Source organism: Amycolatopsis sp. NBC_01307 (assembly GCF_035975215.1).
Taxonomy (GTDB): domain Bacteria; phylum Actinomycetota; class Actinomycetes; order Mycobacteriales; family Pseudonocardiaceae; genus Amycolatopsis.
In genome coordinates, this window is record NZ_CP108403.1 from 3,789,220 (window position 1) to 3,800,912 (window position 11,693).

At 72.2% G+C, this 11,693-nt stretch carries 10 protein-coding genes; all 10 read right to left on the reverse strand.

What is annotated here, in order from left to right; translation table 11 throughout:
* Nucleotides 1-79: 79 nt before the first annotated feature.
* From OG439_RS15800 to OG439_RS15845, 10 genes are read right to left on the reverse strand one after another with little or no spacing between them, the layout of a single operon-like run.
* Nucleotides 80-1,519 carry a hypothetical protein gene (locus OG439_RS15800; protein WP_326950104.1) on the reverse strand — a complete coding sequence of 480 codons (1,440 nt, stop codon included), beginning with the start codon at nucleotides 1,517-1,519 and terminating at the stop codon, nucleotides 80-82.
* The gene (locus OG439_RS15805) at nucleotides 1,519-2,130 is read right to left on the reverse strand and encodes a bifunctional 4-hydroxy-2-oxoglutarate aldolase/2-dehydro-3-deoxy-phosphogluconate aldolase (protein WP_326950105.1); all 612 of its coding nucleotides are present in this window, start codon (nucleotides 2,128-2,130) and stop codon (nucleotides 1,519-1,521) included. The genes OG439_RS15800 and OG439_RS15805 overlap by 1 nt, the downstream gene beginning before the upstream one ends.
* Nucleotides 2,120-2,890 (reverse strand): IclR family transcriptional regulator, encoded by a 771-nt coding sequence (locus tag OG439_RS15810; RefSeq protein ID WP_326950106.1) that lies wholly within the window; start codon nucleotides 2,888-2,890, stop codon nucleotides 2,120-2,122. Before OG439_RS15810 ends, OG439_RS15805 begins: the two co-directional genes overlap by 11 nt.
* Nucleotide 2,891: 1 nt before the next feature.
* Entirely contained in the window at nucleotides 2,892-3,824 is a 933-nt protein-coding gene (locus tag OG439_RS15815; RefSeq protein ID WP_326950107.1) for a sugar kinase, read from the reverse strand.
* Nucleotides 3,821-4,789, reverse strand: coding sequence for a Gfo/Idh/MocA family protein (locus OG439_RS15820; RefSeq protein WP_326950108.1), 969 nt, complete (start codon nucleotides 4,787-4,789; stop codon nucleotides 3,821-3,823). The genes OG439_RS15815 and OG439_RS15820 overlap by 4 nt, the downstream gene beginning before the upstream one ends.
* Nucleotides 4,786-5,664, reverse strand: coding sequence for an SMP-30/gluconolactonase/LRE family protein (locus tag OG439_RS15825; protein ID WP_326950109.1), 879 nt, complete (start codon nucleotides 5,662-5,664; stop codon nucleotides 4,786-4,788). The genes OG439_RS15820 and OG439_RS15825 overlap by 4 nt, the downstream gene beginning before the upstream one ends.
* Nucleotides 5,664-8,015: an RICIN domain-containing protein gene (locus tag OG439_RS15830; protein ID WP_326950110.1), complete on the reverse strand. Its 2,352-nt coding sequence runs from the start codon at nucleotides 8,013-8,015 to the stop codon at nucleotides 5,664-5,666. The genes OG439_RS15825 and OG439_RS15830 overlap by 1 nt, the downstream gene beginning before the upstream one ends.
* Before the next feature lie 9 nt (nucleotides 8,016-8,024).
* Nucleotides 8,025-9,029, reverse strand: coding sequence for an ABC transporter permease (locus OG439_RS15835; protein WP_326950111.1), 1,005 nt, complete (start codon nucleotides 9,027-9,029; stop codon nucleotides 8,025-8,027).
* Nucleotides 9,026-10,534, reverse strand: coding sequence for a sugar ABC transporter ATP-binding protein (locus OG439_RS15840; protein WP_326950112.1), 1,509 nt, complete (start codon nucleotides 10,532-10,534; stop codon nucleotides 9,026-9,028). Before OG439_RS15840 ends, OG439_RS15835 begins: the two co-directional genes overlap by 4 nt.
* Nucleotides 10,531-11,655 carry a substrate-binding domain-containing protein gene (locus OG439_RS15845; protein WP_326950113.1) on the reverse strand — a complete coding sequence of 375 codons (1,125 nt, stop codon included), beginning with the start codon at nucleotides 11,653-11,655 and terminating at the stop codon, nucleotides 10,531-10,533. The genes OG439_RS15840 and OG439_RS15845 overlap by 4 nt, the downstream gene beginning before the upstream one ends.
* Between the last annotated feature and the right edge of the window lie 38 nt (nucleotides 11,656-11,693).

The window sequence follows — 11,693 nt, forward strand, 5'->3', positions numbered from 1 at the left end:
TGCAGGCCTACGAAGCTCTCCGCCGGGACCAGCGTCGGGTCCACCACCGACAGCACCTCCCGGCCGCTGTCGTAGAGGGTCAGCTTCGAGCCTGGACAGCGAAGCGCAGTGCGTGCGTCTCCTCCGGCTTGATGTCCGCCGCCGCGCCCGTGCCCGCCAGTTTCGTGTTGACCCCGGCGTCCACGACACCGATCGCGTACTTCTGGCCCCAGGACGCGATGCCCGCGTAGTAGTAGCTGTCTCGGGTGGTGAACCTCGTCGTCAGGACCGCGTCGCGGTCGTTCAGCGCCGTGCTGTGCGGAGTCACCTCGGCCGCCAGGTCGTAGTCCAGCGTGCGGATCGGCACGCTGCCCTGCAACGTCTGGGTCGCGACCGCGTTGCCCAGCGTCGTCGCGCGGCCGCCGCTGACCTGGAACGACGCGCCGTTCGGGATCTCCGTGCCTTGGGTCATCGTCCACTTCGCCGGGTCGACGATCTGCAGCCCGGTGCGCCGGATCGCCAGCTCGATCGTTTCGTTCCAGCCGGGGCGGTTGTTCTTGGCGTTGAAGAAGACGTGGTCGGCGCCGTTGTGGGTGACGACGAACTGGCGGTACACCATCGCGTCCTCGGGGCCGCCGGCCACGCCGAGGTCCAGCTCCAGGTTCGCCCGCGTCAGCTCCCAGCGGATCCCGTCGCGGGAGAGCAGCTTCCCGCCGCGGGACGGGTAGTCGGCCTGCCAGCCGACGACGCGCATCTCGTAGCCGCCGTCGGCGGTGCGGCGGATGTTCGGGCCGCCGATGCCGAGAGACGCCCAGCCGCCGTCGCGCATCGGGCGCAGGATCGGGTTGCCCGCGTACTTCGTCCACGGCCCGGCCGGGTTCTTCGCGGTGGCGTAGCAGATGTACTCCGGTTCCCCGCCCGCCGACGCGATCTTCCCGGCGGTGTACCAGATCTTCCACGTGCGCTCGGCGGGGTCGTAGTAGAGCGCGGAGTTGTAGATGTAATCGTCCTCCCACGGCATCGTCGATTCGAGGATGACGCCGTGCTTGGTCCACGGCCCGGCCGGCGCACTCGCGGTCGCGTAGTGGACGCGGCCCTTGCCGGCGGCGTCGATGCCGAAGTAGGTCATGTGCCAGGTGCCGTCGAGGTAGACGACGCTGGGCTGGTTGAGGTTGTTGTGGTCGGTGTCGATCGAGCGGCTGAGCACCGGGTCCGGCGTCTTGGTCCAGGTGACGCCGTCCTCGCTGGTGGCGTACCCGACGTAGTACAGCGAGCCGTACCACATCTTGAACCGCGGGCCACCGCCCTGGTTGTAGACCAGGCACGGGTCCTGCAGCAGCGAGGTCTCCCACGACAACGTCTGGGTCATCACCGTCCCGCGGCGCTCCCAGCCGCTGATTGGGCCGAACGTGTCGCGCAGGAGTTCGGCACCGGCCCGGGGCCGGGGCGCCGGTGCGGCCACGGCCACCCCCGGGAGCAGCGGCACCGCGGCCAACGCCGCGCCGGCACCGAGGAAGACACGACGAGAGTGCTGGGACATCATTGTTCTCCGTTCTCGTGGGTCGAAACCGAGCGGACGGCCGCCGCGGTGAAGGAACTGCCGAAGGAGACGGCGCGGGCCCCCGCGCCGAGGAACGCCGCCGCGTTGCCGGCGTCGATCCCGCCGGTCGCGACGAACCGCACGCCGGGGAAGGGCGCCCGCAGCGCGGAGATCCAGCCGGGTGTCAGCACGCTCGCGGGAAACACCTTCTGCCAGCGGAAACCGGCGGCGAGCGCGGCCCCCACCTCGCTGCCGGTGGCGACGCCGGGCAGGTGCGGCAGGCCGTGCCCGACGCTCGTCCGGGCCACGCGCGCGTCGAAGCCCGGCGCGACGGTGAACCCGGCGCCCAGGCTCCACACGGCGTCGAGCGCGTCGAGCGTGGTGACGGTCCCCGCGCCGACGCACGCGCCCGGCTCGTCGCGCGCCCACGCGACGGCGGCCGCCAGCGACCGCGCGGATTCCTCGCCGTGCCACGGGACTTCGATCAGCTCGACGCCCAGCGCCTTGGCGTCGCGGCAGAGCCGCACGGTGGTGGCGGGATCGTGGCCGCGCAGGATCACCATGACCGGCAGCGCGGTGAAGCGGCGGGCGAAGAAGTCGTCAGCCGGCATGGCGGCGCACCCCCGAAGTGCCGTCCCAGCCGAGGTTCTGCGAGATCTCCGACGCCAGTTCCCACAGCAGCGGCAGGTGCCGGCGGAGGCGCTCGAGCGGTTCGATCGCGCACAACGCCGTGATCGACACACCGGCGTGCACGGCGCCGGTGTGGTCGCGCACCGGGACCGCGATGCAGGCCAGGAAGCTTTCGTACTCGCCGTCGTCGACGGCGTAACCCTGCTTGCGCACCCGGGCCAGCTCGGCGGCGAAGTCGCCAGGGCCGGTGATCGTCGAGGCGGTGAACTTCTCGAACGTCGTGGTCGCGAGGATCGCGTCACGCCGGTCGGGCGCGAGGCCGGCCAGGATGGCCTTGGCGACACCCGCGGTGTGCACCGGGACCGGCGCGCCGATCCGCGAGGCCATCCGGACCGCGCCGTGGCCTTCGACCTTGTCGACGTAGACGATGTCGGTGCCGGCGAGCTCGGCCAGGTGGATCGTGTGGCCGGCTTCGCGGGCGAGCCGTTCCAGCCGGGGCCGGGCGGCGGTGCGCAGGTCCATCGCGTCGAGGCACTCCAGCGCCATCCCGATCAGGCCGAACCCGATGCCCCAGGTGAGGTCGTCGAGCCGGCGCACCAGCCGGTGCCGCTCCATCGTCTGCAGCAGCCGCAGCACGGTGGAGCGGTGCACGTCGAGTTCCTGCGCGAGCTCGGAGAGCCGGCGTGGCCCGCGGGCGCAGGCGTCGAGGATGACGGCGGCCCGGTCGACGGACTGGGACATCTCAGCTCCCTGGGATCGGCGCGACGGCGGCCCGGATCAGGTCGGCGGACGGGCGCGGGAGGGGGAAGTGGTCGGACAGCGACGTCAGCGCGGCGCCGGCCAGCAGGTGCCCGAGGCGCAGCCGGGCCGGGTGCGGCAGGCCGGTCAGCATCCCGTGCAGCCAGCCGGCGGCGAACGCGTCGCCCGCGCCGACCGGCTCGACGACGTCCACCGGCAGCGCGGGCTCGGTGCACGAGGTGTCCGCCGTGAAGCTCGTTGCCGCGGTGCCGCCGTCCTTGACGACCACGACACGCGGCTCGGGCAGCAGCTCGCGCACGTCGGCGGCGGTCTCGGCGCCCCACAGCGCCGCCGCTTCGTCGAGCCCGGTGAACACGACGTCCGCGCGGCGCGCCAGTCCACGAAGGACAGTCGCGGCTTCGCCGGTGTCCGGCCAGAGCGCGGGACGGTGGTTGACGTCGAAGCTGGTCACGACGTCGCCGTCGAGCGCGTACCCGACCGCGTCGCGGCACGACTCCGACAGCGCGGGCGTGACCCCGGACAGGTGCAGGTGCCGCGGCCGCGCGGTCAGCGCCCGGTCGACGTCGGCGCGGCCGAGCCGGGAGGCCGCCGAGCCGTCGCGGTAGTAGGTGACCGCGGAGCCGCCCGGGTGCGGGTCCTTGACGAAGAAGCCGGTCCGTCCGGGGCGGCGCCGGGTCAGCGAGACGTCGACGCCGGCCGCGGCGACCTCGTCGAGCAGCCGGGCGCCGAGGGCGTCGTCGCCGACCAGGCTCACCCAGGACGCGGTGGTGCCGAGCTGGACGAGCGCCCGGGCCACGTTGGACTCCGCGCCCGCGGTGGTGAGGGTGAACCGCGTCGCGTGGCGCAGCGGTTCGCCGTCGGCGGGCAGCAGCTGGGCCATGCTCTCGCCGAAGCAGACGACGTCCGGCCGCGTCACGGGACCTCCACGAAGCCGCCGCCGCGCTCCAGGGACTCCGTGGCGGCGAGCACCACGGCGAGGTCGGCACGGCCTTCCCGGCCGGGCACCACGGGTTCGGCGCCGGCGCGGATCGCGGCGAGCCAGTCCTCGACCATCAGGCGGTGGCTGTCGTAGTAGTTCTCCTTGCCCGTGTGCTCGCTCCCCGCCGGGGTCCAGACGTGGCAGCCGCCTTCGTCGGCGTCGTAGTCGACGACGACGTCGAGCCGGCCGCCGGTGCCGAGCACGGTGGCCTCGGCCTGGGCGGCGGCCCCTGGGACCGACCAGGTGAGCAGGGACTGGGCGGTGACGCCGCTCGCCATCCGCAGCGTGAGGGCGACGGTGTCGTCGTCCCCGGCGGCCGCGACCGCCGCGACGGGTCCGCCGAGGCGGCGCAGCAGGCTCACCTGGTGGGTGCCCTGGTCGAGCAGGATGCCGCCGGACGGGCCGCCGCCGTGGCGCCAGCCGTCGCGCACCCACACCCCGCCCACCTGGTACGCACGGGTGGAGCGCAGCGCGACGACGTCGCCGATCTGGCCCGCGGCCAAGGCCGTCCGGGCGTCGAGCACCGCACGCAGGTGCGGGTAGTTCTCGGCGACGGCCAGGACGAGCCCGGCGTCATCGGCCGCCGCGACCATGGCGTGGGCGTCGGACAGCGTGGTGGCGAACGGCTTCTCGACGAGGACGTGACACCCGGACGCGAGCGCCTCGAGCACCACGGCCGCGTGCAGGTGGTGGGGCACGCGGACGTCGACCGCGTCGATCCCGGCTTCCCGCCGTGCTTCGGCCAGCGAGGTGAACGGCCGGGCGCCGGTCAGCTCGGCGACCGCGGCGGCGCGCGCCGGGTCGGGATCGATCGCGGCGGCGAGGCCGCCGAGGGCCGGGTAGACGGTGCGGGCGACGATCTCGCCCATCGCCCCGCACCCGGCCAGTGCCACTCGGGTCACGGACGTTCTCCTTCCGGGCGGTACCGGTCCGCGGGCAGTCCGGTGACGTCGGTTTCGACGGCGAAGAGCTTGCCCGCGTGGGGTTCCGCGGCGGACTGCTCGGGCGTGAAACCTTCCTGAGACGTCGTGACGAACAACGTCGTCAGGTCGGGGCCGCCGAAGCAGCAGCTGCTCACCTGGGTGGCCGGGACGTCAACGCGGGCGAGCACCTCGCCGCGCGGGCTGAACCGGACGACGGCCGAGCCGTCCCACAGCGCCACCCAGAGCGCGCCTTCGGCGTCGATGGTCATCCCGTCCGGTGCGCCCAGCCCCGGGTCGATGGCGAACGCGGGCTCACGGCGGCCGTCCGCGGTCACCAGGTCGACGCGCTGGGTGGGCGTGTCGATGTAGTAGAACTCGTCCGGGTTCCGCCAGGCGAGGCCGTTCGAGATCGTCACGTCCGCCAGCACCCGGACGGCTTCGGTCCCCTCCAGGCGGTACAGCGAAGCCGCACCCGGCGCGCGGTCCCGGGCCATGCTGCCCGCCCAGAACCGGCCACGGGGGTCGGCCGCGCCGTCGTTCATCCGGGCGTGGCGGCCGCGTTCGGGCTCGGTGAGTTTCCGCAGCGAGCCGTCCGTGCCCAGCCGGGCGAAGCCGAACTCGCTCGCCACGACCCAGCCGTCGGCCGGGTCGGCGCACGGCACGACCGCGCCGGCCGCCTCCCCCAGCGAATACGTCGCCACCAAGGAAAGCCGAGGAGAATCCCAGGTCGCGCGGCGGACGAGCCCCGCGTCGAGGTCGACCCACAGCAGCTCGCCGCGGACGTCGTCCCAGAGCGGGCCCTCCGCGTGGTCGGCACGCTCGTCGAACGCGACCTGAGCTTGGTAGGTACGCATCAGCCGATCCGGAAGGAGGTGTAGGAATGGGCGGGAAATGTCCGGGTCACCGAGCCGACAGACAAATCCACAGTGGACTCTTCCGGGAGGGTGTTCCGCGGGTTGCCGGCGGTGTTCACGGCGTTCGGCCGTCCTTCCAGGACGCTCACCGCCGCCTTGCCCCGGGTCCCGTCGAGCCGGAGGGTGTAGGTCAGCGGCGCATCCGACGCGTTGACGACGTCGATCGACAGCTTGGCGCCGCTCGCCAGCGCGGTGACGTCGAACAGCTCGTCGCCGCCGGTGACATCGGTGCGCAGGACGCCGGGCTGCCACGACGCCGCCTTCATCCGGTGGACGTAGTACGGCGGCTGGCCCCAGACCTGGTTCTGGTTCAGGAACACCAGGCCCTGGTCCCAGCCGTTGTCGTTCTGGCCGTCCACCTGCAGCGCGTTGGCCGAGGAGACGACGTCGACCTTCGGCCGGCGTTGCAGGGCGTTGATCGCGTAGGCGTTGCCGATGGCCCGGGCGAGGTCGTGGCTGTCGGCGTTCAGCTCGAAGACGACCACCTTGTAGTCCGCACCCGGGGCGATCCGGCCGAGCTGGTCGACGTAGCTGTCGAGCGCCCGGAGCTGGGACGGCACGCCCGCCGCGTCCTGAGTCCACAGGTGGATGTCGAACTGGACCTGGGACCCGTACTGCTTCGCCAGGTTGAGGATCTTCTGGTGCGCGGCCAGGGTGTTCACCTTGCCGCCGCCGGTGAAGTGGAACGGGTCGGTGATCACGTCGCTGTAGGTGAAGTCGCCGACGACGAGCTTGATCGTCGGGTCGTAGGCCCAGATGACGTCGGCCAGGGCCTTGAACTTCGTCCAGTACGTCTCGTCGACGGCGTTCTCGTTGCCGAGTTCGAGACGGTGCACGGTGTACGGCGCGGGATGGCCGTCGGCGACGCGTTTAGCGCCCCACGTCGTGGTCTTGGCTCCGTACAGGTACTGCACCAGGTCGGCGATGTCCTGCGGGGTCTCGTCGATGTTCAGCGACGGGACGGCGTCGATGCCCATCGCCTCGCCGAGGCGCAGGAAGTCGAAGATGCCCCAGCCGTTGGACTCGTACGGGTACCAGAAGCCCCGGGTGACCGGCCGCGTGACCGGGTCGCCGATCATCGTCTTCCACTTGTAGTCCGAGACGTCGCCGCAGCCGCTGTTGGCGCAGCCGCCGAACCGGATCGCGCGCAGGCCCTGCTGCACCATCGCGTCGGCGACGTCCTTGCGGACGGGCAGGCCCTGGAACCGGCCCCACGCGCCGGGCTGCAGGAACGCGTACCCGACGTCGGCGCTGCCGGGCTCGGTGAGGTCGACGGTGAACCGCGCGTGCGCGTCGGTCGCCGACGGCGTCATCGCGAAGGAGTAGGTGCGCCAGCCGGCGCCCTGCGTACGCACCGACGTCCGGGTGTAGGTCTTGGTGCCGTCCGCGTTCTGCAGGGCGAGGCTCACGGGCTGCGTCGTCCGCAGGGTGATCTTGCCTTCGTACGGCTTGCCGCCCACGACCCCGATGCCCTGCCGGTTGAGGCCGCGGTTCTCGACACCGACGCTGCCGCGTCCGGAGACGAAGGTGATCCGCTGGTCCTGGCGGCCCTTGAACGGCGTGGTCGTGTCGAGGGCGTAGGTGCCCCGCGCTCCGCCGGACGCGGTGGGCCGCCACATGCCGCTGACGCCGGCGTCGTGCTCGGGTTCCTGGAACGCCTCACCGAACAGCAGCTGGCTGTAGATGCCGCCGTAGATCTCGTGGTTGACGTCCTCCAGACCGGTCGCGACGTCGGTCCGCGGCGCCTGGCTCACGACGTCGGCGTGCACGGTGACGACGCGCTGAACCGTGGTCGGGACCAGTTTCCACGTCTGCCCGGCGCGGCCGCCGACCGGGCTCCACAGCTGCGTTTCGGTGCCGGCCGCCGTCTGACCGTCCTTGGTGGACAGGAGACGGTTTCCGGTGCCCTGGTTGGCGATGGTGACCGTGCCGCCACCCGCGTCGGCGACGCGCCAGTGCTGGTCGGGGTAGCTGCCCAGGTAGTCCCACAGGTGCACGACGGCGCCGTCGTCGGCATGACCGTCCACTGTCGACAAGGCCTTTCCGGTCCCGTCGTTGACGATCTCGGAGTAGCCGTCACCGAGGTCGACCAGCCGCCAGAGCTGGTCGCGGTTCCCGGCGTAGGGGTCGACGGTGACGACCGGGTCGGTCCCGGTGCGCGTCAGGCCCAGCGCGTTGCCGCTCTGCGCCTCGACGATGGTGAACGTGGTGTCCGCGGCTTCGGCGCGGACGGCAGTGGGGACGGTCGCGGCCAGCGCGAGCGCCAGCGCCGCGGACAGGAGACGTCTCATGGTGGCTCCTCAGCTCTGGTTCCGCTCGGACCGGCGGGCCCGCAACCGGTCGGTGACCACGGCGACGGCGAGTACCGCCCCGAGCACGATCTGCTGGTAGTAGGGCGAAACGTGCAGGATCACCAAGCCGCTGTTGATGCAGACCAGCAGGATCGCGCCGAACGCGACGCCGATCACCCGGCCCACTCCCCCGCTCAGGCTGATCCCGCCGATGACCGCGGCCGCGATCGCGTTGAGCTCCCAGCCGGTGGCGACACTGGGCTGGCCGACGGTGAGCCGCGCGGTGACCAGGACGCCGACCGCCGAGGCGAGGACGCTGCTGACGACGTAGGCCAGCACCACGCGCCGCCGCGTCCGGATCCCCGCGAGGCGGGACGCTTCGGCGTTGCCACCGACCGCGTAGAGCTGACGGCCGACGTGGGTGCGTTCGAGGAAGAACCACGCGAGCACACACGCTCCGACGAACAGCAGCGCCGGCACCGGGATCGCGGCGATCCGGTACTGCGCGACGCTCGTGAAGGTCGCGCCGACCCCGTCGATCGGGAAGCCTTGAGTGAGCGCCAGGGCCGCGCCGCGGGCCGCGACGAGCGTGACCAGCGTCGTCACGAACGGCGGTACGCCGAGGATGGTCACCGAAAAGCCGTGCACCAGCCCGATCGCCGCGCCGGTCACCAGCGTGACGGCGATGGCCACGGCGTCGGGCAGGCCCGCGTGGACGTTCAGCCACGCCGACCACACCCCCGACAGCGCCACCACCGAGCCGACCGACAGGTCGATGCCGCCGGTGATGATGACGAAGCTGACGCCGAGCGCGAGCAGGCCGTACTGGGCCAGGTCGACGCCCATGGTCTGCAGGTTCGACAGGCCGGCGAAGTTGGCGTTGCCGAGCGCGAACACGGCGAACACCACCACGACGGCGCCGACGACGCCGATCTCCTTGCCGCGCAGGAACGAGGGACCGCCCCGCTCGGGCACGGTGTCCGGCGGGGCCGGTTCGGTTTGCGTGGCGGTCACGGAGCCACTCCTTCCGGGACGTCGTTGGCGGCGGTCATCAGGGCCTGCTTGCTGTAGGCCGAACGCGGGACGGTCGCGGCGAGCCGGCCGCCGGCGAGCACGACGGTCCGGTGCGTCAGCCGCATCAGCTCCTCCAGTTCGGAGGAGGCGATCACGACGGCCATGCCCTGCGCGGCGAAGGACTCGACGAGGTGGTAGATCTCGGCCTTCGCGCCGACGTCGACCCCGCGGGTGGGCTCGTCGAGCAGCAGCAGTTTCGGGCGGGTGGCGAACCAGCGGCCGAAGATCGCGCGCTGCTGGTTGCCACCCGAGAGCGTGCCGATCGGCTGTTCCTGGGTGGCGCAGCGGACCCGCACCGAGCGCCGCACTTCGTCGGTGAACGCCTTTTCCGCGCGCGGGCCGAGGTAGAAGCCGTGCTTCGCCAGCCGGGGCAGCGAGGCGAGCGAGATGTTCCAGCGGACCGGGGCGTCGAGCAGCAGCCCTTGGTGCTTGCGGTCTTCCGGGACCAGGCCGACGCCCGCGCGGACGGCGTCGGCGGGGTGCTTCGGCGCGTACGGGCGGCCGTGGAGACGCATCGAGCCCGCGGTGACCGGGGTGGCGCCCATCAGGGCGTGCACCAGGCGGCTGCGTCCGGAGCCCATCAGGCCGGCGACGCCGAGGATCTCGCCGCGGCGCACCTCGAAGTCGACGGGCCCGATCCCGGCGGCTTCCAGCGCCCGCACGGTCAGCACCGGCTCGTCGCCCGGCGGCGGCGGGTCGCCGTCGACCAGGACCTCGGCCTCGTCGCCGGCCATCGCGCGGATCATCGCCTCGTGCGTCGCCTGCTCCGGCGTCAGATCGGCGACGAGCCGGCCGTTGCGGAGTACGAGGACGCGGTCGGCGATCTCGCGCACCTCGTCGAGCCGGTGGCCGATGAAGAGCACGACCTTGCCCTGCGCGGCCAGGTCCCGCGCGCACTGCAGCACGCGGCGCGCCTCGACCGGGCCGAGCGCCGAGGTCGGCTCGTCGAGCACCAGCACCGACGGGTCCCGGCCCAGCGCCTTCGCGATCTCCACGAGCTGGCGCTGCGCCACCGACAGCCGGACGACCGGCCGGCGCACCGGGATGTCGGCGTTGATGCGGGCGAGCATCGCGCGGGCGGCACGTTCGGTCCCGCGGCGATCGAACACGACACGTCCGCTGCCGGCCCGCCGGCCCAGCATGAGGTTCTCCGCCGCCGACAGCTCGGGCACGAGCGGGAACTCCTGCGACACGGTCGCGACGCCGAGGTCCTGGGCGTGGGCCGGGTCGCCGTTGCGCAACGGCGTACCGCCGATGGTCACCCGGCCCTCGTCGGCGGCCGTGGCGCCGGTCAGCACCCGGATCAGCGTCGACTTGCCGGCGCCGTTCTCGCCGAGCACGGCGACGACCTCGCCGCCGCGCAACGCGAGCCGGTCGACGTTGAGCACTTCGACGGTGCCGTACCGCTTGCGCAGACCGGCCGCCTCGACGTGGACGGCGGTCACTGCGTGACCCCCAGCTTCTTGAGGTCGTCCAGGTAGGTCTGCAGGTTGTCGCCGGTGACCAGGCCGATGCCGGAGCTCAGCGTGCTGACGCCGTCCTTCTCGGCCAGGTACGGCCGCAGGAGCTGGTCCGTCGCGTCCTTGCCGAGCACCTTCAGCGCGGTCAGCAGGTACACCCCGAGGTAGCCCTGCTGGTAGGGCCGCTGCAGCACCATCGCCTGGACGACGCCGTCGCGCACGAACTCCACGGTCTTCGGCTCGGCGTCGTCGGCGACGACCTTCACCGCGCCGGCCTTGCCCGCCGCCTTGACCGCCTGCCCGGCCGCCGGGCCGTCGTAGGACCACACGGTGTAGATCCCGGCGAGGTCCGGATTCGCCTGCAGCACGGTCTGCGCGTTCGACAACGCTTTCGACGGGTCGGAATCGTCGTTGAGCGTGTCGACGACCTGGATACCGGATCCCTCGATCGCTTTCTTGAATCCGGCGATGCGCTGCGTCGCGTTCGCGGCGGTCAGCGAACCGGTGAGGATGGCGACCTTTCCGGAACCGCCGAGCAGCGTTTTCATCGATTCGCCGGCCTTTTGCCCGGCGTCGGTGTTGGGGGTGCCGAGGTAGGTGACCGGATCCGGCGTCCCCGACAGCGGGGAGTCGATCGCGACCACGCCGATCCCGGCCTTCTGCGCGGCGCCGACCGAGCCGACGACGGCCTTGGGGTCGACGGCCGAGACCGTGTAGCCGTCCACCTTGTCCGAGCGCAGGGTGTCCAGGATGGACAACTGGGCGCTGAGGTCACCGCCCGCCGGAGCCTGGAAGTTCGCTTGCACACCAAGCTCTTTCGCCGCGTTCTCCATGCCCGTACGGCCTTCGGTCCAGTACGCCGACGGACTGTTGATCACCATGGCGACGCGCACGCCGCCGGCACCCTTGGCCTGCACGGCCTGCTTGATCTTCCCGGCGAGCTCGCCCAGCTTCGCGTCGTTGAACTCGGTCGAGCCGGCCAGTTTCGCGGCCGCCTGGCCGGACTGCTGTTTCGCGTCGTCGGTCGCCGACGTGCAGCCGGAAAGGGTGAGTGCCGTCGCGGCGGCGAGTGCGGTCGTGGTGATGAGGACGCGGCTGACGGTCATGGCGAACTCCTTTGTTGCGCGATTTGCACACCCGTGTG